The sequence below is a fragment of the Paenibacillus sp. DP01 genome, from assembly GCF_044784315.1.
GTDB lineage: Bacteria > Bacillota > Bacilli > Paenibacillales > Paenibacillaceae > Paenibacillus > Paenibacillus polymyxa.
The window spans coordinates 746,685-770,997 of sequence record NZ_CP173059.1; the positions used below are offsets into that span (position 1 = coordinate 746,685).

Genomic DNA, 24,313 nt, shown 5'->3' on the forward strand with positions numbered 1-24,313 from the left:
GGAGGCAAGATAATGGGAAGCAGAGTGATTATGCCGTTCAGAACGGACTGGAAATTTATAGAAGGCAATTACACAGGCGCTGAGAAGACAAACTATAACGATGGGCATTGGCAGGACCTTCATATCCCTCATGATTGGAGTATTGAAAAGTCCTTTGATCCACATATGCTGTATGGCGGCAATCAAGCTTATTTGCCCAGGTGGTCTGTTGGGTGGTACAGAAAGCATTTTAATGTGAAGCCCTCCTCTCCAAAACAGCGCGTATACATACAATTCGATGGCATTCACAGTAATAGTGAGGTTTGGCTCAATGGGCATTTTGTGGGCAAGCGGCCCTATGGGTATGTTAGCTTTCAATATGATTTGACTCCATATATTCGGTGGGACGAGGATAACGTAATTGCGGTCAAAGTGGACAATACGCTTCTTCCGCCTGACAGATGGTATTCGGGGGCCGGTATTTATCGTAATGTGTGGCTGATTTATACGGATTATCTTCACGTAACCGAATGGGGAACTACTATTACCACACCTGAAATTTCGCCAGATGAAGCCAAGGTGAGTGCCAGAATCAAGATCAGCAATCACCATGAGCATGCCGTAGAGTGTACGATTAAGACTGAAATACTGGATTCACAGGGACAACTAAAAGGAAAAATTGAAAACCGAGTAGCTCTTGCGGGCTTTGAAACAGAGGAAATTGAGCAGAGAACGAGAGTTATAGAACCAGAATTATGGTCACCGGACAACCCGGTGCTCTATGAAGCCCAAACGACGATCTATTGCGACAATACTGAGGTGGATCGTTATCGTATCCCTTTTGGCATAAGAGAAGTGATCCTCGAATCTCAAAAAGGATTATTGCTAAATGGAAGCAGCTTGAAGCTGAAGGGAGTGTGCATTCACCATGATTTAGGCTGTCTAGGGGCTGCTTACCATGATACGGCCATGAAGAGAAGGCTGGAGAAGCTGAAGGAAATGGGCTGCAACTCAATCCGTTTTGCGCATAATCCTATGGCGCCCGAATTATTAGACTTATGTGACCATATGGGTTTCTTGGTGGTGGACGAGGCTTTTGACAAATGGAAATCTCTTTCCTATGAGCATATATATGATGAATGGTGGGCAAAGGATCTGGAGGCCATGCTTGTTAGAGACAGAAATCATCCTAGTGTTTTTATGTGGAGCGTTGGTAATGAAGTGGAGAACCAAGGTCAACCGTCCATGCTAAACATGTTGGAGCAGCTCGTTGCCTTTTGCCATGAAAAGGATCCAACCCGGCCTGTTACCTGCGCGCTTGAGCCGCATAATACACCGATCAGCTTGCGTGATGGTTCGATTGAGGCCAAGGTGGAGCATACCAAGCTGCTGGCCCAACGAGTGGATGTACTGGGGCTGAACTATCAGGAGCAGTGGTATGAACACTATAGAGCAGCCATGCCGGATACGCTTATCCTTGGAACAGAGACGTTCCCATATTATCGGGGGAAAAATAACCGGGTTAAAGGTTATTTGCCCCTGAATCCCTGGTTTGATGTCGCTAATCATGATTATGTGATTGGTCAATTTGTTTGGAGTGGAATCGACTATTTGGGAGAAACAAGCTACCCCTCCAAAGGGTGGTCCTCCGGCCTGATTGACACGTGTGGGTTTCGCAAACCTGTATCTTATCTCCAGCAAAGTCTTTGGTCTGATCAGCCAGTTGTGCACATAGCCGTATTTAATGAGCATATGAAATCGGAGTATAATCCGACATGGAAAATGCACTGGAAATCGCCAGCTATGGAAGATCATTGGACATTTCCTGAATACGCAGGAAAACTGATACAGTTGGTTACCTTTACCAACTGCGAGAGCGTAGAATTGATCGTGAACGAGGAATCATACGGTGAGAGAAAGTTGGCTGATTACCCTAATCATTTAATCCTATGGGAGCTCCCCTATACACCAGGCAAAATTCGGGCTATAGGCCGCAATGGGAATCAGCAGGTTTGTGAACATGAACTGACTACCGCCGAGCTTCCTTATGCTCTAAAAATGGAGGCTGATCGGGCGACTCTACCTGCTGATGGGCATGAGATATCTCATGTGGAAGTAACCGTTATCGATCAACACGGGATCGTTGTACCTAACCGGGATGTTGATTTGAGCTTTGAGCTGCATGGTGATGGCCGTATCCTTGGTATAGACAATGGGGATCTCACCAGTGATGAACCTTTCAAGGGAAAAGGAAGACGAACACACAGAGGAAGGTGTCTTGTAATCGTACAATCCGGGGATGTAGCTGGTGAACTGTTGCTACAAGCCTCAGCAGATGGGGAATTACAGGGAGAAATCAGCTTGAAAGTGGAATAAAGGAGAAAATGAATTTTTGCCAGCTCTTGCAGCTGGCTTTTTTGCGTGAAAACTGAATATATTTCAGAATTGACATGAAAAAAAGGAAGATTTATAATTTCGTTATTAATATTAAAGAAATCAATTGAATAGTATAGTGAATGGGGTGTTTAATAGTGAACGAACGAGATTTCAAAGATGGACTTTTCACCGAATACGCACGGATCGGAAAATGCTTGTCCAGCCCGAAAAGGTTGGAAATTCTTGATATTCTCATACAAGGACCCAAATCAGTTGAAGTTCTATCTAAAATGACTTCGATGTCCGTTGCCAATGTTTCTCAGCATCTACAAACTCTATATCAGGCTAAGTTGGTTCAATCCAAAAAGCAAGGAAACTTTGTCTATTATGAACTTTCTGACTCATCTGTTTTGCACTTTTTAAATTCATTGTATGACCTGTCTGAAAAGCAGTTAATTGAAGTTCAACACATTAAAGAGCAATTTTTGGGTCAATTCTCAGATGTTGAAGGAGTCACAATGGAAGAATTGGCAATGCGGATGGAAAAAGGGGAGGTCACACTTCTTGATGTACGGCCGCGAGATGAATATGAAACTGCTCATATACCGGGAGCTGTTTCCGTTCCAATTGAAGAATTAGCGGAGCAGTTATCTCTGTTGCCAGCCGACTCGAAGATTGTGGCTTATTGCAGAGGCCCGTATTGCTTAATGGCGGTTAGGGCTATTGAATTGTTGCAAGCTCATGGCTTCAAAGCTAGACACTTGGATAAGAGTGTTCACGATTGGAACGACTTTATTCTTAACGAAGTGACAGGATCATGAAGCTTGGAATGTTTTTCGTTCTGCAAATGTAGCTTGTCGAGTGGGCCGATAAGACCGTCGCTTTTTGATGAAAAAAATAGATAACTGTTCTGTAGGGAATCAGGGGAGGATGTTAGCCTTAATGAATTTGACGAATGCTTCCCAGAAGAAGCAAGCGCTTATCAATTCCTATGTGGAATCTTCAGATAAGCAAAGAAAACTGTATCGTCGTACGCTTATCACCGTTATTTTCTCTCAAATTTTTGGAGGCGCTGGACTGGCTGCCGGAGTAACCGTTGGTGCGTTGTTGGCGCAAGATATGCTGGGCACGGATAAGTTTACGGGGATTCCTACAGCATTATTTACACTTGGATCAGCGGTTGCAGCACTCCTCGTCGGTCGGTTTTCCCAAAGATTCGGCCGACGAATGGGATTGGGACTTGGTTTTATCGCAGGGGGAGTTGGGGCGGTTGGTGTCGTTGTTGCAGCTCTTATGAACAGTATTACCCTGCTTTTAATTTCCCTTCTTGTTTATGGATCGGGAACGGCTACAAACTTGCAGGCTCGTTATGCCGGTACAGATCTCGCAAATTCAAAGCAGAGAGCAACAGCTGCGAGTATGGCTATGGTCTTTACAACGATCGGAGCGGTAGCCGGTCCCAATTTAGTTAACGTTACGGGAGAGTTTGCGCTATCCATTGGAGTTCCCAGTTTAGCGGGACCTTTTCTTTTAGCGGCTGTAGCCTATACATTAGCAGGCATAATATTATTGCTCCTTCTTCATCCAGATCCTTTATTGGTAGCCAAAGCGGTTGCGAATCAGACAGCACCAGGAAGCCAGTCGAATTCTGATCTTGAGGCTACTCGTGACGGCAGAAAAGGAATTACTCTTGGCGCTTTAATCATGATAATAACTCAAATTGTCATGGTTGCGATTATGACGATGACTCCCGTACATATGAAGCACCATGGACATGGACTCGGTGAAGTAGGATTAGTCATCGGTTTTCATATTGGTGCTATGTATCTTCCGTCCCTGGTTACGGGTATTCTTGTCGATAAGATTGGTCGTATAGCGATGGCGATGGCTTCAGCTGTAACGCTACTTCTCGCTGGCGTAGTAGCTGCACTGGCTCCCACTGATTCAATGGTTATGCTTATTGTGGCGCTTTCTCTTTTAGGGATAGGGTGGAATTTTGGACTGATTAGCGGAACCGCTTTGATTGTAGATTCGACAACAACATCTAATCAAGCTAAGGTACAGGGATCGGTGGACGTACTTATTGCTTTGGCTGGAGCTTCGGGAGGAGCACTGTCCGGGATGATTGTAGCAAATTCAAGCTATTCCATACTTTCTTATGCGGGAGGAATTCTGGCACTGGCATTACTTCCTATCATGTTATGGATGCGTCCAAAGAGAGCATAGACTAGAAAAAAACGACCATTTGGTCGTTTTTTTGTGTTTACCTAACTGTCAGGGGGAAGGAGCTTGCATGAAAATCGAATAGAGAAAGTCCTCATTTCATAATTTGCACAGGCTTCTATCTTAAAATTACACAGTTTAATTGCCCTTCCTACTATTAATATATTTTTGTAGGAACGGTGAGGCGCTACTAGGAACAAGTGGTGCACAAGCTAGAGCAGGCAAAAGCATCTACCAAAACTAGATCGGGTCTGGCGATCTATCTAGATGCCCAAATACACCATAGCTATACACCGAAATGCTAACGTTGCATAATTTACCTGTGGTAATCAGTAAAGCAAAATGGTATATTGATTGAGCTGACAATAAAACAGCCGTTTCAAAAAAGAATAATTAGGGTGAAATAATTTTAATAAAAAAGAATAAAATAACCCTTGCATTTTTGAAATGAACATGATATGATCTTATAGCTGCTGAAAAACGCAGTGAAAAAGAATTTGATCTTTGAAAACTGAACAACGAGTGAGTGCGGATTTTATTTATAAAATCCAATGCTGAAAATTTAGTACATGCCATCTGGCTGTATGAAATGGAAGCAAAATGAGATATTTTATCTCGTCAGTTTCAAAATGAGCTAATCGCTCTTTCTATATTGTTTCATCTTCGGTTCTTCTCATTGGAGTGGATGAAGATGAAACAGGTTGACGTTACTTTGTAACGTCTTTAATGGAGAGTTTGATCCTGGCTCAGGACGAACGCTGGCGGCGTGCCTAATACATGCAAGTCGAGCGAGGTTAATTAGAAGCTTGCTTCTAATTAACCTAGCGGCGGACGGGTGAGTAACACGTAGGCAACCTGCCCACAAGACAGGGATAACTACCGGAAACGGTAGCTAATACCCGATACATCCTTTTCCTGCATGGGAGAAGGAGGAAAGGCGGAGCAATCTGTCACTTGTGGATGGGCCTGCGGCGCATTAGCTAGTTGGTGGGGTAAAGGCCTACCAAGGCGACGATGCGTAGCCGACCTGAGAGGGTGATCGGCCACACTGGGACTGAGACACGGCCCAGACTCCTACGGGAGGCAGCAGTAGGGAATCTTCCGCAATGGGCGAAAGCCTGACGGAGCAACGCCGCGTGAGTGATGAAGGTTTTCGGATCGTAAAGCTCTGTTGCCAGGGAAGAACGTCTTGTAGAGTAACTGCTACAAGAGTGACGGTACCTGAGAAGAAAGCCCCGGCTAACTACGTGCCAGCAGCCGCGGTAATACGTAGGGGGCAAGCGTTGTCCGGAATTATTGGGCGTAAAGCGCGCGCAGGCGGCTCTTTAAGTCTGGTGTTTAATCCCGAGGCTCAACTTCGGGTCGCACTGGAAACTGGGGAGCTTGAGTGCAGAAGAGGAGAGTGGAATTCCACGTGTAGCGGTGAAATGCGTAGAGATGTGGAGGAACACCAGTGGCGAAGGCGACTCTCTGGGCTGTAACTGACGCTGAGGCGCGAAAGCGTGGGGAGCAAACAGGATTAGATACCCTGGTAGTCCACGCCGTAAACGATGAATGCTAGGTGTTAGGGGTTTCGATACCCTTGGTGCCGAAGTTAACACATTAAGCATTCCGCCTGGGGAGTACGGTCGCAAGACTGAAACTCAAAGGAATTGACGGGGACCCGCACAAGCAGTGGAGTATGTGGTTTAATTCGAAGCAACGCGAAGAACCTTACCAGGTCTTGACATCCCTTTGACCGGTCTAGAGATAGACCTTTCCTTCGGGACAGAGGAGACAGGTGGTGCATGGTTGTCGTCAGCTCGTGTCGTGAGATGTTGGGTTAAGTCCCGCAACGAGCGCAACCCTTATGCTTAGTTGCCAGCAGGTCAAGCTGGGCACTCTAAGCAGACTGCCGGTGACAAACCGGAGGAAGGTGGGGATGACGTCAAATCATCATGCCCCTTATGACCTGGGCTACACACGTACTACAATGGCCGGTACAACGGGAAGCGAAGCCGCGAGGTGGAGCCAATCCTAGAAAAGCCGGTCTCAGTTCGGATTGTAGGCTGCAACTCGCCTACATGAAGTCGGAATTGCTAGTAATCGCGGATCAGCATGCCGCGGTGAATACGTTCCCGGGTCTTGTACACACCGCCCGTCACACCACGAGAGTTTACAACACCCGAAGTCGGTGAGGTAACCGCAAGGGGCCAGCCGCCGAAGGTGGGGTAGATGATTGGGGTGAAGTCGTAACAAGGTAGCCGTATCGGAAGGTGCGGCTGGATCACCTCCTTTCTATGGAGAATCGTTTCCTGCAATGGAAACATTCAAATCAGCAGGTACATGTACCTGCGATCGGATATTCAATTCGGTTCATCACGTTCGTGTGAATGAAATGGATATCCTGAACTTACTCACTCGTTGCTCAGTTTTGAGAGTTCAAACTCTCAAGATTCGACGAATGTTTCATTCACACATCGTGTGGAACCGAAATATTCATCGGGCTTCGCTTCGACGAAGCGAATTGCACCTTGAAAACTGGATACCGAAACGAAATTGCGTTTTAGAATATTCCTTTAAGCTGATCTTGTGTAAACAAGTGAAATAAAGGTAGCAGATATCGACATTTTCTTTTTATGAAAGAAAAGTCTAGGTTAAGCTACAAAGAGCACACGGAGGATGCCTAGGCGCCAGGAGCCGACGAAGGACGTGGCGAACAACGATAAAGCCTCGGGGAGCTGTAAGCAAGCTTTGATCCGGGGATGTCCGAATGGGGAAACCCGGCTGTCTTCATCGACAGTCACTACTCACTGAATTCATAGGTGAGTGAGAGGCAGACCAGGGGAACTGAAACATCTAAGTACCCTGAGGAAGAGAAAACAATAGTGATTCCGTCAGTAGCGGCGAGCGAACGCGGATTAGCCCAAACCAAGGAGCTTGCTCCTTGGGGTTGTGGGACGTCTCACATGGAGTTACAAAGGAACCGGTTAGATGAAGAGGTCTGGAAAGGCCCGCCAGAGAAGGTAAAAGCCCTGTAGTTCAAAACCTGTTCCCTCCGAGACGGATCCCGAGTAGTGCGGGGCACGTGAAACCCCGTATGAATCCGGCAGGACCATCTGCCAAGGCTAAATACTCCCTGGCGACCGATAGTGAAGCAGTACCGTGAGGGAAAGGTGAAAAGCACCCCGGAAGGGGAGTGAAATAGATCCTGAAACCGTGTGCTTACAAGAAGTCAGAGCCCGATCTATGGGTGATGGCGTGCCTTTTGTAGAATGAACCGGCGAGTTACGTTCCCGTGCAAGGTTAAGGTGAAGAGCTGAAGCCGCAGCGAAAGCGAGTCTGAATAGGGCGAATGAGTACGTGGACGTAGACCCGAAACCGGGTGATCTACCCCTGTCCAGGGTGAAGGTGCGGTAACACGCACTGGAGGCCCGAACCCACGCATGTTGAAAAATGCGGGGATGAGGTGGGGGTAGCGGAGAAATTCCAATCGAACCCGGAGATAGCTGGTTCTCCCCGAAATAGCTTTAGGGCTAGCCTCGGAAAGAAGAATCGTGGAGGTAGAGCACTGATTGGGTGCGGGGCCCGCAAGGGTTACCAAGCTCAGTCAAACTCCGAATGCCATAGATTTAGTTCCGGGAGTCAGACAGTGAGTGCTAAGATCCATTGTCGAAAGGGAAACAGCCCAGACCATCAGCTAAGGTCCCCAAGTGTGTGTTAAGTGGGAAAGGATGTGGAGTTGCACAGACAACCAGGATGTTGGCTTAGAAGCAGCCACCATTGAAAGAGTGCGTAATAGCTCACTGGTCGAGTGACTCTGCGCCGAAAATGTAACGGGGCTAAACACACCACCGAAGCTATGGCTTGATGCTTTGCATCAGGGGTAGGGGAGCGTTGAATGCGGGTTGAAGGTGTACCGGAAGGAGCGCTGGACTGCATTCAAGTGAGAATGCCGGTATGAGTAACGAAAAGATCTGTGAGAATCAGATCCGCCGAAAGCCTAAGGGTTCCTGAGGAAGGTTCGTCCGCTCAGGGTAAGTCGGGACCTAAGGCGAGGCCGATAGGCGTAGTCGAAGGACAACAGGTAGAAATTCCTGTACCACCGTAATCCGCTATGAGCGATGGGGTGACGCAGTAGGGTAGTGACGCGGACTGATGGATGTCCGTCTAAGCAGTGAGGCTGATGTGTAGGCAAATCCGCACATCGTAAGGCTGGGCTGTGATGGGGAGCGAAAATTATAGTAGCGAAGGTCATGATCTCAGACTGCCAAGAAAAGCCTCTAGCCAGGAGAAGGTGCCCGTACCGCAAACCGACACAGGTAGGCGAGAAGAGAATTCTAAGGCGCGCGGAAGAACTCTCGTTAAGGAACTCGGCAAAATGACCCCGTAACTTCGGGAGAAGGGGTGCCTCGGTAGGGTGAATAGCCCGAGGGGGCCGCAGTGAAAAGGCCCAAGCGACTGTTTAGCAAAAACACAGGTCTGTGCGAAGCCGCAAGGCGAAGTATACGGGCTGACGCCTGCCCGGTGCTGGAAGGTTAAGGGGAGTGGTAAGCCTTCGGGCGAAGCTATGAACCGAAGCCCCAGTAAACGGCGGCCGTAACTATAACGGTCCTAAGGTAGCGAAATTCCTTGTCAGGTAAATTCTGACCCGCACGAATGGCGTAACGACTTGGGCGCTGTCTCAACGAGAGATCCGGTGAAATTTTAATACCTGTGAAGATGCAGGTTACCCGCGACAAGACGGAAAGACCCCATGGAGCTTTACTGCAGCTTGATATTGAATTTGGGTACGATCTGTACAGGATAGGTGGGAGCCGTAGAACTTTGAGCGCCAGCTTGAAGGGAGGCATCCTTGGGATACCACCCTGATCGTATCTAGGTTCTAACTTGGTACCGTAATCCGGTACGAGGACAGTGTCAGGTGGGCAGTTTGACTGGGGCGGTCGCCTCCTAAAGAGTAACGGAGGCGCCCCAAGGTTCCCTCAGAATGGTTGGAAATCATTCGAAGAGTGCAAAGGCAGAAGGGAGCTTGACTGCGAGACCTACAAGTCGAGCAGGGACGAAAGTCGGGCTTAGTGATCCGGTGGTACCGCATGGAAGGGCCATCGCTCAACGGATAAAAGCTACCCTGGGGATAACAGGCTTATCTCCCCCAAGAGTCCACATCGACGGGGAGGTTTGGCACCTCGATGTCGGCTCATCGCATCCTGGGGCTGAAGTAGGTCCCAAGGGTTGGGCTGTTCGCCCATTAAAGCGGTACGCGAGCTGGGTTCAGAACGTCGTGAGACAGTTCGGTCCCTATCTGTCGTGGGCGTAGGAAATTTGAGAGGAGCTGTCCTTAGTACGAGAGGACCGGGATGGACGTACCGCTGGTGTACCAGTTGTTCCGCCAGGAGCACCGCTGGGTAGCTATGTACGGAAGGGATAAGCGCTGAAAGCATCTAAGCGTGAAGCCCCCCTCAAGATGAGATTTCCCAGTATGTAAGACCCCTTGAAGACGACGAGGTAGATAGGTTGGGGGTGGAAGTGCAGTAATGCATGGAGCTGACCAATACTAATCGGTCGAGGGCTTATCCTAAAGATAAGACGCAATGAAGTTTCGGATCCAGTTTTCAGGGTGTAACCTTGAAGGTATGTAGAAGTACATACAACAAGCGTATGGCGATTCATTCACAGAATCTGTGATGAACCGAATAACCTTACGAAGGAATTTGCGAGGCAAATTCATGTTTGGTGGCGATAGCGGAGGGGTTCCACACGTACCCATCCCGAACACGACCGTTAAGCCCTCCAGCGCCGATGGTACTTGGACCGCAGGGTCCTGGGAGAGTAGGACGTTGCCAAGCAAGAAAAAAGGCACATCCCATTAAGGGGTGTGTCTTTCTTTTTGGAATCGAGTCAATCTTAGAGATGCGATTTCATTTACGCACTTTCTTTATAAAATATACAGTAAGATATCTCATGTTACTAATCCTGTGCTTACTTAACCATTTACTTCTACTTTTCCAGTAAGTATAGAAGTGTAAACCAGCAATTACATGCGTGCTTTATAAGAAAAACGACCAAGGGAGGTACCTTCCTGGTCGTTTTTCTATACTTGTTATTTCCTTGTGTTATCAACCATTCTCTGAAGCACACTCTCAAAGATACGAAGATCGTCTTGAGAGATCCCAGCAATGGTGTCTTGCTTAAACTTCTCAGCAATCGGCAGAAGCTTAAGGCAAACCTGCGTACCAAGATCGGATAATTGAATTTGTTTCATTCGTTTATCTGCATCATCAATACTTCGAAGTAAATATCCTTCGGCTTCTAGTTTTTGTAGCAGCCGCACTACACTTGGCTCCTTAATCGACAATTCTTCTGCGAGTTCCCGTTGAGTCATGGATTTGTGTGTATTGATGTAATACATCGCAATCCATTGACTCCTAGTAATGTTATAAGGTCGAAATTCTTTCTCCAAGGCTTCCGAAAAGATTTTTCCACTACGATTGGTAATAAAAGCAAGACAATCCTCTAAGTTAAACATGGCCACACCAACCCATTCAACTGAACTATATTTCTTATACATCAACTTAAGTATAACAGACCTTTGTACTTTTCATCATATCAGATACTAACAACTAAAATAAATTACTTAGCTAACTATTGATTTTCGAAACTAAGAGTGCTACAATTTCCCTGAATAAAGTTACTTATTTCACAAAGTAAACGGGAGGTTATATTTATGTTAACTACATTTAAAGCTACTGCAAAAAAATTACCTGAAGGGTTGCAAGTGGAAGCTCAATCCAGAGGGTTCAAAATTGTGATGGATGAGCCTGAAGATTTTGGTGGAACCGACAAAGCGATGAATCCGGTTGAAGCACTTCTGTGTGCGCTTGGTGCATGTCAGTCGATCGTTGTTGCTGCTTTTGCCGAAGGCTTTGGGTTCTCATATGAAGAATTCCATGTAGAGCTGGAAGGAGATTTGGACCCGGATGGGTTCATGGGGTTAGCGGATGTTCGATGTGGATTTCAGGAAATACGTTTTGCCATGCACTTTAAAACGACAGAGAGCCAAGAAAAAGCAGAAGCTTTTGCAGCGTTTGTCGAAAAGACTTGTCCGGTTGGGGATTGTTTGGCTAATGGGGTTAAATTGGTACAAGCAGGCGTAGTCAGACATTAAATTTTTCGCTAAAAGGGCTCAATGAATTCTCTTTTGGTCGTGAAGGGGTTTGAAAAAATTATGGAAGTTAAAATGTCAATGATCCCTGGAGGAAAAAAAGGGAAAGCTAGCAAAAATCACGTCCAGCTCGGACAGAACGTTTCCTTTGGGGATGTACTTCTTGAGGTTGAGACAGGCAAAGGTGTTCGAGAAATTACAGCAAATGTCGAAGGAAGTATTAGTAAAATCCACTTTGAAGAAGGCGACGAAGTATCCTCTAATCAGGCCTTATTTACAATTGAAGCTGCTACCGAAGAGGGGACGTCTACAGTAGCATCACAGGCTATCAAGGTGGAACAACCTATAGTGGATAAGAACGTGGATTTGCTAATTATTGGAGCCGGACCTGGAGGGTATGTGGCAGCGATTTATGCCGCTAAAAAAGGAATAAAGGTGGCCTTGGTGGAAAAAGAGGAATTGGGTGGCACCTGTCTTAATGTAGGTTGTATTCCAACTAAATCCCTGGTGAAGTCTTCTGAGATTTGTCACCACATCAAGGAATCGTCTTTGTTTGGTATTCATGCGGGAACAGATCTTCAAGTCGATATGAAACAAGTCATTCGTCGTAAAGATGAGATCAAAGGAAAGTTGATTTCGGGTATTGATTATTTAATGGAAAGAAATAATATTGAAATCATTCGCGGTCAAGCTGCCTTTTTATCTGCCACACAAGTAAGCGTCAAAGGACTACGACATTACCAGGTTACAGCAAAAGATATCATTATTGCGACAGGTTCCAAAATTACCAAAGTGAATATTCCTGGCATCAATCTTCCTTTTGTAATGAATAGCACCGATGCCCTTGCCTCTACTGAACTACCAAAAAGTATTACGATTATTGGCGGTGGTGTGATTGGTACGGAGTTTGCCTTCATTTATCGTAATTTCGGCGTAGAGGTTCACGTTGTAGAATTTATGGATCGTTTGTTGACCATGGTTGACAGTGATATTTCAGAAGAAATTAAACATTCGGCAGAAAATGCTGGGATTCATATCCATACCCAATCCAAGGTATCTAAAATCCAACAGGCGGACGATGGACAGGCTATTGTCACCTATGAAAACAAACAAGTTGAGCACTTGTTAGTTAGCGAGAAAGTGCTTGTTGCGATCGGACGTGAGCCCAATTTGGACGGACTGGATATTGAACAAGCGGGTATCCAGCGCAATGAGCGTGGGAAAGGCATTGCCGTTAACGAATATATGCGAACAAATGTCGAACATATCTATGCCATTGGTGATGTGACGGATATTATGCAGCTTGCCCATGTCGCCTCCCATCAGGGGATCACGGCTATTGATGCCATCATGGGTGGATCGGAAGGTATGCACTATGCTGCCATTCCCAATGTCATCTTCACTTCACCCGAAATCGCAAGTGCTGGTATATTAGAGGATCAATGCAAGCAAGAGGGAATGGATTTCAGTGTAAGCAAAGTTTCGTTCTCCAGCAATGGGAAAGCATTAACGATGAATGAATCGGAAGGCTTTATTAAATTGATAAAGGATAATGTGTCACAAAAAATTGTGGGTGGATCGATCATTGGTCCAGATGCATCATCTTTAATCAGTAGCCTGACATTGGCGATTGCCAATGAACTGACGGAGCAGCAAATCATGCAAACCGTTTTTGCTCATCCAACGACAGGAGAAGTGATTCACGAAGCCGCGTTTGGCCTTAGCATTGGAGCGCTCCATCAAGCGTAATATCAAAAATAAAAGGAATACTTCTAGTCTGAGTAAGCGGACAAGGAAGCATTCCTCTTTTATTATTGGATGTTCATGTAAGGTACATATACGAAACTGGTCATCATAATGCTTTTGGGGAGAAAGCGGAGAGGATTGACGAAGGAAGAGAGCTGTACAGATCCATTATTGTAGGAACTGGCCCTGGGGGATGGAGAAAAAGCTTGTAATGATGAAGCACTAAAAACTGGAGGCCGCTGCCCTCAGCTTATCATACTGCCCAGGTATTTTTGACAAAAAAGTGCTGGATGCGATCAGAATAATATATTATAATACTACTTATTAAAAGATTTATAAAAAGTCTCGCTAAGGAGCTCATCGATGACAGGAGAACCCTCCATGAATCCTAGGATAGTTCGTAATATTTTATTTTTGTTATTCGCTTTACCGGGTGTAGCTTTTGCTTCCTGGGTGTCCCGCACGCCTGTCATACGGGATATTTTGCATGTCTCGACTGCCGAAATGGGGATTATTATTTTTGGATTAGCCGCGGGTTCCTTATTGGGATTACTTAGTGCGGGCAATGTTATTTCTCGTATAGGTGGACGGTCGGTCATTCTGGGAAGTGCGCTTTTGATTGTGAATGGTTTTGTCATTGTAGGGTTGGGAACTGCATTTTCGCTCACGAGCATCGTGTTTGTTGGTTTGGTCATCTTTGGTGGTGGCTATGGCACAGCAGAAGTAGCTCTTAACGTCGAAGGTTCTGCGGTAGAAAATCAGTTGAATAAAACGCTCTTGCCCGCCTTTCACGGTTCGTTTAGTTTGGGGACCCTTGCAGGGGCTGTCATCGGTTCTGGAGCAGCTGCACTACACATACCTGTTGTGATTCATTTTGGAGCTATGGCTGCCATGATTGCCACGGTAACTTTGTATTTGTATCGTTATTTGCCCCACGATACAGGTAAAGAAAAGGTTATTTCTACGTACAAGGTTGGATCTAATATCAAGGTTCAGCTTGCTGTCTGGAAAGAAAGGCGAATCCTACTGATTGGTATCATCGTGCTCGGGATGGCGTTTGCAGAAGGGGCCGCGAATGACTGGCTGCCGCTAACGATGGTAGATGGTTATGGCGTGGACTCCTTAACAGGCTCCTATATGTATGGGCTATTTGTGGCAGCGATGACCATTGGACGTTTCACGGGTGGATTTATACTGGATAAATACGGCCGCGTCCCTGTGTTGAAAGGAAGTGCTGTCCTGACTGCTGTGGGTATTACTCTAGTGATCTGGGGGCAGCATGATCTCTTAGCCGGATTGGGTATCTTGCTGTGGGGGCTTGGAGCTTCACTTGGTTTTCCTGTAGGATTGTCAGCTGCAGGAGATGACCCTCATGGTGCAGCTATCCGGGTAGGAGCCGTAGCCACAATTGGTTATATTGCCTTTCTAGTGGGTCCTCCGGGATTAGGGCTTTTAGGTGAACAGGTGGGTCTCCTGCATGCCTTAATTGTAGTGCTTATTGGCGTTATGGTGGCTGGTTTGATATCGGGTGCTGCCCAGCCTGTGGGGATGAAAGAAAAGAAATGAATTAAAATATAAAGGAGATTGTTACATGTCTATGAAAACGGAAAAACAAAAGATGCTGGATGGGGAGCTGTATGTAGCTGCTGATCCTCAATTAACAAGTGAAAGAGAGTATGCGAGAAGATGTGTACGTCTCTTTAATCAGACGACGGAGGCGGATAGCGATTATCGTGAAAAGTTACTTAAGGAGCTTTTCGGATCAACGGGTGAAAATATAAACATGGAACCCAACATACGCTGTGACTATGGATACAACATCCATGTTGGGGAAAATTTCTATGCCAACTTCGACTGTACTATTTTGGATGTTTGTGAGGTGCGTATTGGAGATAATTGTTTTTTGGCCCCAGGAGTGCATATTTACACAGCGACTCATCCCATTGATCCATTTGAAAGAATCGCTGGGGCAGAGTATGGAAAGCCTGTAACGATTGGTAACAATGTATGGATCGGCGGTAGAGCTGTTATTAATCCCGGTATTACGATAGGCGATAATGTCGTAGTGGCATCAGGAGCAATAGTAACCAAGGATGTTCCAGATAATGTAGTTGTAGCTGGAAATCCAGCACGAATAATTAAGCAAATTGAAATCTCCTAAACACTATACAGGTCTAATCATTTAATATTTGTACCGATGATCCTATTAAAAGAGCTCCTTATTTTAATAGGATCATTTAATTTAAGGGCTTTTACATGTATGCTCTTTAAGAATTGAACTATACAGAGTAATAAATGATCATATTCATCCGTACCAGTGTTTCTCCCGAATTATAGTATATATGTGGACGGTCTGCTTTAAAGCGGATCGAATCTCCAGCTTTCACCGTGTACATTTCTTCGCTAACTTTTACCACCATTTCACCCTCAAATACGGTAATAAATTCTTCAGTACCCTCACGGTGTGGGGCAGAACTCAGTTCCCCGCCTGGTTCAATCTCTACGGTATAGACCTCAAAATTTCTATTTCCTTCATAGGGGAAAAACGGATACAAGCGATAGTGATTGCTTTCTTCAAGCACTTGTACTTTGCTTTTAGGAACGACTATGGCATCGGCAGGCGGCTCGCTAATCAGGGCAGTGAATGATATTTTCAGACCGTTCGCAATTTTCCATACCGTTGTAATCGAAGGATTAGATTCTCCGCGTTCAATCTGGCCGAGCATCGTTTTACTGATCCCCGTCAGGTCAGCTAATTTATCTAAACTCAATTTTCTTTCATTTCTTAGATGCTTTAGATTTTTACTTAAAATCAAATTAATATTCTCCATCATTTTTCCGCTCCCTATTGTGCTATATAAAGAACATGATGTACAATCATGAAGTACAAATGTGCTTTTCAACGCACATTTTATTCAATTATAACACACTGGAGTTGATTGTTGCATGCCGTTTATTCCATTTTTATCTTATGTACTGGTTACTAGCTTTACGCCAGGCCCCAACAATATTATGTCATTGGACAGTGCCAGGCGGTTAGGTTTGAAGAGAGCTTTTCCATTCTTACTGGGAATAACAGCAGGCTGTTTCGCTATTATGCTGTTAGCCTGCTATTTTAATCTAGCTTTATATCATTTCTTGCCTCGGGTTAAAATCTGGATGAATGTTCTTGGTAGTCTGTACATGCTTTACCTGGCAGTAAAAATAGCAAAGAGCAAATCTACTTCGGAGGATAATGACCACAATGAAGGATATTCCTTCAGATCGGGACTGCTGCTGCAATTTATCAATTTAAAAATCATTTTGTATGGTATTACGGTCATTTCAACGTTTGTAATGCCGTATGATGTGTCATATATGACAATGATAACGATCTCGTTAATCCTGACCTGTATTGGTTTTGTAGCTGTCATGTGCTGGGCGATTTTCGGCGCCATGTTTCAACGCTTTTTGAATAAGTATGAGCGCTCCTTCAATATTATAATGGCCTTATTGCTCCTTTATAGCGCACTATCTATATGGATTTAAATAAATACCGTATTCACGATTTAAAAGATGGGTTCCTGACTTATAAGCAGGAGCCTTTTTCGTGTGAAATAGAGTTTATTGAAAGAGTCATGAAATACAATCGGACAGAATGGATGAGTTTCCTGGTCATTTAGCTGTAAAACGGGTATTACCTTAATACATAAAGTATATTGACAACTTGTATATACATGATTTAATCTTGTATATACAAGAAGTTGAAAGCGTTATATTAAATTCTTTTACGCTACTTCATTTCGTAAGAAAGGAATGAGCATGAATGGAAGCAATGAACAAGGCTTTAATTCCTGAAGATCAAGACTGGTGGCGCAAATCGGTCGTCTATCAGGTTTATCCCAAAAGCTTTAACGATACGACGGGCAAAGGAACCGGTGATATAAGAGGTCTGACACAAAAGCTGGATTATCTGCAAGGACTGGGTGTTGATATTATCTGGTTGCAGCCTGTATATGTCTCGCCACAGCGCGATAACGGGTATGATGTAGCCGATTATTGCCGGATTAATCCTGATTATGGAACAATGCAGGATTTTGAAGAATTGAGCCAGGAAATTCGGGCGCGTGGGATGCACTTGATGATCGACATCGTGGTTAACCATTCTTCCACAGAACATGTCTGGTTTCAGCAGGCGCGGCTTTCTAAGGATAATGAGTACAGGGATTATTATATCTGGCGTGACCCAGCACCCGATGGAGGACCTCCGAACAACTGGATTTCCAAGTTTGGTGGACCGGCTTGGCAGTATGACGAGGCGACAAACCAATACTTCTTGACACTGTTTGATAAGACGCAGGCGGATTTAAACTGGGAAAATCCCAAAGTTCGCCAAGAAGTTATTAATGTGCTGGAGTTTTGGGCTGAGAAGGGAGTTAGTGGCTTCCGACTTGATGTCATTAATTTGATCTCCAAGGATCGGCAATTCTCGGACGATGATGGAAGCACGGCTCCTGGGGACGGGCGTAAGTATTATACGGATGGTCCGCATGTGCATGAATACCTTCATGAATTACATGAGAAAGTATTCTCAACATATAACAGCGTCACTGTAGGGGAGATGTCCTCCACCTCACTGGATCATTGTATCCGTTATTCCAATCCAGAGAGAAAAGAATTATCTATGACCTTTAATTTTCATCATTTGAAGGTGGATTATCCTAATGGGCAAAAGTGGGAACTCATGCCTTATGATTTTGAAATGCTGAAAAGGCTATTTTCGGATTGGCAGATTGGCATGCAACAGGGTGGCGGCTGGAGTGCATTGTTTTTTAACAATCATGATCAGCCAAGAGCGATCTCTCGCTTTTTGGATGATGGTGAATACCATGTGGAAAGCGCCAAGCTACTGGCCACCACGCTACATGGACTTCAGGGAACACCTTATATATTTCAAGGTGAAGAGATTGGAATGCCCAATCCGCAGTGGTCAGATATTGAAGAGTTTCGGGATGTTGAATCGCTGAATATGTATCGTATCTTGCAGGAGCAAGGCAAAAGCGCAGAGGAAGCGTTGGATATCATTCGAGAGCGGTCCCGTGATAATTCGAGGACACCGATGCAGTGGGATAATACTCGCAATGCAGGTTTCACTACAGGCACGCCTTGGATTAAGGTAGATGAACGATATCCACATATCAACGTTCAGTCCCAGTTAGAGGACCCGGACTCGATCTATAATCATTATCGTAAGCTGATTCATCTGCGTAAGACGGTACAGGTCATCACCGATGGGGATTATCAACGCTTGGATGAAGCCCACCCTCAGGTCTATGCCTATCAACGCAGCAATGAACAGGAGACTTTGGTCGTCATCTCTAATTTTAGCGGGCAGGATGTACAGTTCCGTATACCGGATTCATTTTATTCATCATTAGATAATCAAGCAGGGGTTGCGGCTGAGCTTTTAATCGGTAATACCCAGCACGCTCCGCAGCTAAATCAGGTGGTCTCTTTGACTCCGTATGCTTCCTATATGTGGATTGTTCGTTAACCTGAGTGAATAGTATGGAAACATCTAGTAGTACCCCGGTAGTACATTTATTTTTAAGCCGGGGTGCTGCTTTAAAAATGAGCAAACGTCGAGGGAGTGGACTAGATGGCGATTGAAAGAGCACAGGTGGAAGACATTGTAAAAGCCGTTGGTGGTAAAGACAACATAGAGGCCTCTACGCATTGCGTAACTCGTCTGCGATTTGCCCTTTATGATGATAAGCTGGTCGATAAAGAAGCACTCGAACAAAATGATCTGGTCAAAGGCCAATTTTCTTCACAAGGACAGTATCAGGTCGTGATTGGTCCAGGTCTGGTGGATAAGGTATATGACGAAATGATCTCCATTACAGGAGGCAGTCGGGCTTCTAAGGACGATGTTAAAAACGCCGCTAGTAAAAAACAAAACCCGATTCAGCGTGCCATCAAGACGCTGGCAGATATCTTTATTCCGATTTTGCCCGCGATCGTGACTGCAGGTTTATTACTTGGGATCAATAATATTTTGACAGGCAATGGAATCTTTTTCGAAGGAATGTCTCTGGTTCAGGTCTACCCTCAATGGACCGACTTTGCAGCAATCATTAATACCATTGCCAGCACTGCTTTTACATTTCTACCTGCTTTGATTGGATGGTCGGCTGTTGTCCGGTTTGGCGGTAGTCCTTTACTCGGGATTGTACTGGGTTTGATTCTGGTTCATCCAGATCTACTGAGTGCATACAGCTATGCAGATGCCGTGACCAAAGGGACCGTTCCGGTGTGGGATTTGTTTGGCTGGCACGTGAACAAGATTGGTTATCAGGGACAGGTTCTACCCGTTTTGGTATCCGCTTACGTGCTCGCACAAATTGAGAAATTCTTAAATAAAAAGATAGCGGATTCATTTAAGCTGTTGCTTGTAGCACCGATTACCTTATTAGTAACAGGATTTCTTGCATTTACAGTGATCGGTCCGGTTACTTTTATGATTGGTAATGCAATTACGTCTGGTCTTGTATACGTTTTCGATTTGGCTCCTGCGCTGGGTGGCTTGATTTATGGAGGCTTTTACTCCTTGCTGGTCATTACGGGAATGCACCATACTTTCCTGGCGGTGGACGTGCAATTAATTGGTACGCAGGGTGGCACGTTCCTATGGCCGATGCTGGCACTGTCCAATATCGCTCAGGGGGCCGGAGCACTGGCCATGATGCTGGTATTGAAGGAGCAAAAGGGAAAAGGATTGGCTCTTACCTCCTCCGTATCTGCGTTTCTGGGTGTGACCGAACCTGCCATATTCGGGGTGAATATCCGGTATAAATATCCGTTTGTATTTGGAATGATCGGTTCCGGTATCGCAGGTATACTGCTCACCGTAAATCATGTGTTGGCTTCTTCCATTGGTGTAGGAGGGATTCCAGGCTTCCTATCCATTTTCCCAAACAACTGGGGCGTATTCTTCATCGGGATGGCAATTGTATTGATTGTACCGTTCGCTTTAACCTTCATGTACGGGAAACTGCTAAGTAAACGCCGTCAGACTCCTGCTACACCAGCTAACGATTCCGTACAGAAAGATTCGGGCCGTCAAAATTCTGCACTGGATGTGCTTGAAGTAAAGACCCCGGTATTGGGGCATGTGGTGCCATTGGAGCAGGTTCCTGATCCGGCTTTTGCCGAACGGCAGATGGGGCAAGGTATTGCCGTGGAACCGAGGGATGGTCGGATTCTTGCCCCTTTCAGTGGAAAAGTCATTCACATCATGGTGAAAAGCAAGCATGCCTTGATTTTGGAGCATCCAACAGGTGTACAGATACTGGTACATGTAGGAATCAACACGGTGTCATTGAAGGGAGAAGGATTCACCATGCATGTGGAGACAGGTCAAACCGTGGAGCAGGGCCAGCTACTGATGGAATTTGACCGTGAGCTGATCCAGAAATCGGGATATCCCATCATTACACCGGTTATTGTCCCCGATGGGCAGAATATGATTGAATCAGTTGAGGAATTGCCAGGTGAGGCGAACGATTTGCAATATGTCTTAATGAAAATTCATTTGAATTCTTCATCGAACAAAACGGATTAAGTCAGATTCATCCTGCTAGCCTATTTTAGTAACCTGGTCAGTGAAAGAATGCTACAATAAATGTGGTGATGAAAATTGACTAAGAATATATTTTTGCAAATTTATCAAGAGTACTCGGGACGAATCCAGACAGGCGAATTGGCTCCTGGTTCGAAAATGCCCTCTGAAAATGAATTGGCCCGGGAGTATGACACTTCTCGTGAGACCGTGCGTAAGGCACTTCACTTGCTTGCACAAAATGGGTATATCCATAAAATAAAGGCTAAAGGATCTTTTGTTCTGGATATAGGACGGATGGATTTTCCCATAGGGGGATTGGTCAGTTTCAAAGAAATGTCTGAGCGTATTGGGCGTAAATCACAAACGATTGTTCATGAAAATCAGTTGATTCCCGTTCCAGATGATATAGCTACTCATCTTGAGATTGACAAAGACAAGTATTTGGTCTGGAAAGTCATTCGTGCACGTGAAATAGAAGGTGAATGTGTCATACTGGATAAAGACTACTTTCGATCAGACATTGTCCCCGTGCTTACCGAGGAAATTAGTCGTGAATCTATCTACGAGTACCTGGAAGGGGAGCTCCATCTTCAAATCAGTTATGCTAAAAAGATCGTTTCTGTAGAAGATGCAGATGAAGAAGACCGTAAGCTGATGGACCTCCAAAACTATACTCATGTGGTTGTAGTCCGTAACTATGTTTATTTGGAAGACACCACATTGTTCCAGTATACCGAATCAAGGCATCGGCTGGATAAATTTCAATTCGTCGATTTTGCCAGACGTTCTCATGGTGAAGAGAGAAAATCTGAGTTTTTAAGCTGACCCATTAGAGTTGACCCAAGAACGAGTGATTAAATTGGAATAGTTCAATGTGGTGGAAAGCCCCTCTTCTAAAGAAGAGGGGTTCTTTTTTGAATCCAGGACAAATTTGAGTAGATGTTGACTATTCGGCTGAGGAACCTAAATCCGTAATGGTTAGCTTAACATCGAAGGTTACAGGGATTTTACTGAATTTATAATCCCAATCATCTTTTACTTTTTTCCACACCTGTGGTTCTTCAATTTTCAAGTGATCACCAAAACCAGCAACATCGACTTTATATTCGGATTGTAATTTGTGCATAAGAGATTTAACCCTTCTAGTCACTTGTTTTTCAAACTCTAGCTCAGCTTCTTTCATGTTTCGCGTCTCAGTTGGGTCTACCTTCTCATCCCAGTTTTCGATTAAACGTCCTTTGGATTCAATTTTTACGTGAAAAGAGATGTCATCGTCATCGGCCACTTTAGTTGTTATTTTGCTCTTTACCGATTTGATTTCATAAGTTATGGCTTCATTTCGCTTGTCATACGTTTTGACAGCTCCGCCCTCAACATCACCCTTAATCCATCCAATACTTTCCACGTCTTGTTGTCCCAAAGTACCGATCCAGTGGCCAGTTTCTCCTTTAATAATACCAGCCCCTGAAAATTCTAATTCACCCTCAGACTCAATAATGTTTTGCAGTATGTAGCTTTTTTTGGAGTGCATTAACCCATCCAATTCAGACAGATTGACTCCCTTCATTACCTTGCTGGTTCTGAAATGGTTACGAAGCATGTTCAGAATATGAATGGATGGGATTTCGCCCGTATATTTGGTAACTAAGGTTTTGGCTGCTCGTTCCTTACTTAAGAAAACCATACAACTCGGACGAATATCATTATCACGTAGCACAAAATCCATCAATTGCTGCATCGTCTGTTGTTTTGCCAGTTCGGTCGAAACCACGATGACTTTTAGGTGGTGACCAATAACGGGACGATCCAAACGAAGAGAGAGCTGTCGGAAGATTTCAAGCAAAGAATCTCCAGTACTAGCTATATTTACATAGTTTAGTTCTTGTCCACCGCCGCTGCCTTGTTGGTTTGTGCTTCCAGATGATTTCTTGGGGACGATTTGTACGCTGGCCGTAATTTTGTTTTTCTTGAAATAACGGCTGCCTTTCTTCTCCAAATCCTGTTCCAATGGACTGAGCTCTCCCTGATCGAGAGCCAATCCTGTATATATGCTAAGCTCCTCCACTTCCTTGCTACTCCAACAGCCGACTTGAGTCATCAGAAGAATGAAGGCAAGCAGTAAGGATAGGGTAGATTGTCTACACATTTTACTTCAACCCCTTCTTCCTGATCATGAACACGATGGAGAGAAATACAGGGATCAGAAAAAATAATACGATTCCCATGTATCCGATCTCATCGCCAAGACTAAACACTTCAGTCATACGAACAGGAGTCATCGTGGAAATAAAGATAAGCGGGATTAAACCGAAAATCGCATAACGATATTTAAGACCAAACACCTCTGAGACACCTAAGGAAGCATTGAAGAAAAAACTGCAGAAATTACAAAACATTTGCATCACCCAGATTACCAGCAGTGGAAACTCCAGACGTTCAAAAAGAAATCCGGGGATCTCAAAACTGCGCATCAAATTAATGGTAGGCCAAGTACTTGTCACAGTAGAATCTACTGATAGCCCGCCGATCACCATAACTACAGTCAAGAAATACAAAACTAAAGGGATACTGATGCCCACTACCATGGCCTTAAATGCTTTTTCGGGGTGCTGCAAAAAAGCGACCAGTGTCATGACAACTTCACATCCAGAGAAGACAAGAATAGTTGATTTCAGCCCCTTGATGACGGGGAATATTCCGTCACTCAATACGGGGCGAAGGTGATCAATTTCGAAGATTCTTAAGCTAAAGAGAAAACAGAAAAGCAGAAAGAAGAGGCTGATTGGAAGTACAATTTGGTACAGCCGCGCGATGGGATTAATGCCTCCAAAAACCAAATAACTCCCTACCCAGATGAATGGAATCACAATCGCCCAAACGGGGGTTCCTTCAAGTAGGAAAAACATGGTCACTTCAGCTAAAACCCGAATCTCAAAGCCAGCTATGATTATAAAGTATAGGATCAGTAGCACGCTTAAAATTCCACCCGGAATTGTGCCCACGATTCTTCTGGAGTATTGATACACGGTTTTTCCGGGAAACTGCTGACTTAATTTCACCATAATCCAGACGACGAATATGACAATACCTCCACCGATGAGGACAGAAAGCCATGCATCAGGAGTCTGTACCTGTTCAGTTACACCTCTCGGCAGTGTCAAGATCCCTGCGCCCAATACGGTATTGGTCAGGAATACAGCCCCCTGCTTCGTTGTGATCTTATCATCAGAGCGTCTAAACAC

15 protein-coding genes and 3 rRNA genes are annotated in these 24,313 nt (G+C 45.0%); 14 read left to right on the forward strand and 4 right to left on the reverse strand.

Features of this window, described 5'->3' with window-relative positions; genetic code table 11:
• The first annotated feature begins 12 nt into the window (after positions 1-12).
• The 6 genes from ACH59B_RS03390 (at position 13) to rrf (ending at position 10,406) form a co-directional block, all read left to right on the forward strand.
• The gene (locus tag ACH59B_RS03390; protein ID WP_404303323.1) at positions 13-2,355 is read left to right on the forward strand and encodes a glycoside hydrolase family 2 TIM barrel-domain containing protein; all 2,343 of its coding nucleotides are present in this window, start codon (positions 13-15) and stop codon (positions 2,353-2,355) included.
• A 155-nt stretch (positions 2,356-2,510) separates the two neighbouring features.
• Positions 2,511-3,176, forward strand: a complete 666-nt coding sequence (locus tag ACH59B_RS03395) for a metalloregulator ArsR/SmtB family transcription factor (RefSeq protein ID WP_016819577.1) — start codon at positions 2,511-2,513, stop codon at positions 3,174-3,176.
• A 121-nt stretch (positions 3,177-3,297) separates the two neighbouring features.
• Complete coding sequence (locus ACH59B_RS03400; protein ID WP_016819578.1) at positions 3,298-4,581, forward strand: MFS transporter; 1,284 nt, start codon at positions 3,298-3,300, stop codon at positions 4,579-4,581.
• 720 nt (positions 4,582-5,301) lie between these two features.
• Positions 5,302-6,855, forward strand: a 16S ribosomal RNA gene (locus tag ACH59B_RS03405).
• Positions 6,856-7,212: 357 nt separating this feature from the next.
• A 23S ribosomal RNA gene (locus ACH59B_RS03410) occupies positions 7,213-10,138 on the forward strand.
• 151 nt (positions 10,139-10,289) lie between these two features.
• Positions 10,290-10,406: ribosomal RNA gene (gene rrf, locus ACH59B_RS03415) — 5S ribosomal RNA — on the forward strand.
• The 16S, 23S and 5S rRNA genes sit together here, the layout of an rRNA operon.
• 254 nt (positions 10,407-10,660) lie before the next feature.
• Here the strand turns inward: rrf and ACH59B_RS03420 are convergent.
• Entirely contained in the window at positions 10,661-11,086 is a 426-nt protein-coding gene (locus ACH59B_RS03420) for a MarR family winged helix-turn-helix transcriptional regulator (protein ID WP_016818390.1), read from the reverse strand.
• A 198-nt stretch (positions 11,087-11,284) separates the two neighbouring features.
• Here ACH59B_RS03420 and ACH59B_RS03425 point away from each other — a divergent pair, with 198 nt between their 5' ends.
• The 4 genes from ACH59B_RS03425 to ACH59B_RS03440 all read left to right on the forward strand — a co-directional run bounded on the left by ACH59B_RS03425 (position 11,285) and on the right by ACH59B_RS03440 (position 15,629).
• Positions 11,285-11,725, forward strand: a complete 441-nt coding sequence (locus tag ACH59B_RS03425) for an OsmC family protein (protein ID WP_016818391.1) — start codon at positions 11,285-11,287, stop codon at positions 11,723-11,725.
• A gap of 60 nt (positions 11,726-11,785) precedes the next feature.
• On the forward strand, positions 11,786-13,471 hold the full coding sequence (gene lpdA / locus ACH59B_RS03430) for a dihydrolipoyl dehydrogenase (RefSeq protein WP_226888687.1): 1,686 nt from the start codon (positions 11,786-11,788) through the stop codon (positions 13,469-13,471).
• Positions 13,472-13,849: 378 nt separating this feature from the next.
• Entirely contained in the window at positions 13,850-15,034 is a 1,185-nt protein-coding gene (locus ACH59B_RS03435; protein WP_080690713.1) for an MFS transporter, read from the forward strand.
• A gap of 25 nt (positions 15,035-15,059) precedes the next feature.
• Complete coding sequence (locus tag ACH59B_RS03440) at positions 15,060-15,629, forward strand: maltose acetyltransferase domain-containing protein (RefSeq protein ID WP_016818394.1); 570 nt, start codon at positions 15,060-15,062, stop codon at positions 15,627-15,629.
• A gap of 118 nt (positions 15,630-15,747) precedes the next feature.
• Here the strand turns inward: ACH59B_RS03440 and ACH59B_RS03445 are convergent, their stop codons facing one another.
• Complete coding sequence (locus ACH59B_RS03445) at positions 15,748-16,302, reverse strand: helix-turn-helix domain-containing protein (RefSeq protein ID WP_017428683.1); 555 nt, start codon at positions 16,300-16,302, stop codon at positions 15,748-15,750.
• Between the two features lie 112 nt (positions 16,303-16,414).
• Here ACH59B_RS03445 and ACH59B_RS03450 point away from each other — a divergent pair, with 112 nt between their 5' ends.
• The 4 genes from ACH59B_RS03450 to treR all read left to right on the forward strand — a co-directional run bounded on the left by ACH59B_RS03450 (position 16,415) and on the right by treR (position 21,896).
• Positions 16,415-16,996: a LysE family transporter gene (locus tag ACH59B_RS03450; RefSeq protein ID WP_039276730.1), complete on the forward strand. Its 582-nt coding sequence runs from the start codon at positions 16,415-16,417 to the stop codon at positions 16,994-16,996.
• Positions 16,997-17,273: 277 nt separating this feature from the next.
• Positions 17,274-19,001: an alpha,alpha-phosphotrehalase gene (gene treC, locus ACH59B_RS03455; RefSeq protein ID WP_039276733.1), complete on the forward strand. Its 1,728-nt coding sequence runs from the start codon at positions 17,274-17,276 to the stop codon at positions 18,999-19,001.
• A 105-nt stretch (positions 19,002-19,106) separates the two neighbouring features.
• On the forward strand, positions 19,107-21,071 hold the full coding sequence (gene treP, locus ACH59B_RS03460) for a PTS system trehalose-specific EIIBC component (RefSeq protein ID WP_090891237.1): 1,965 nt from the start codon (positions 19,107-19,109) through the stop codon (positions 21,069-21,071).
• 75 nt (positions 21,072-21,146) lie between these two features.
• The gene (gene treR / locus ACH59B_RS03465; protein WP_031462828.1) at positions 21,147-21,896 is read left to right on the forward strand and encodes a trehalose operon repressor; all 750 of its coding nucleotides are present in this window, start codon (positions 21,147-21,149) and stop codon (positions 21,894-21,896) included.
• Between the two features lie 121 nt (positions 21,897-22,017).
• On the opposite strand, the gene ACH59B_RS03470 is transcribed toward treR, so the two are convergent.
• Positions 22,018-23,217, reverse strand: coding sequence for a Ger(x)C family spore germination protein (locus ACH59B_RS03470; RefSeq protein WP_090891239.1), 1,200 nt, complete (start codon positions 23,215-23,217; stop codon positions 22,018-22,020).
• Position 23,218: 1 nt separating this feature from the next.
• On the reverse strand, positions 23,219-24,313 hold the full coding sequence (locus ACH59B_RS03475; protein WP_039276740.1) for a GerAB/ArcD/ProY family transporter: 1,095 nt from the start codon (positions 24,311-24,313) through the stop codon (positions 23,219-23,221).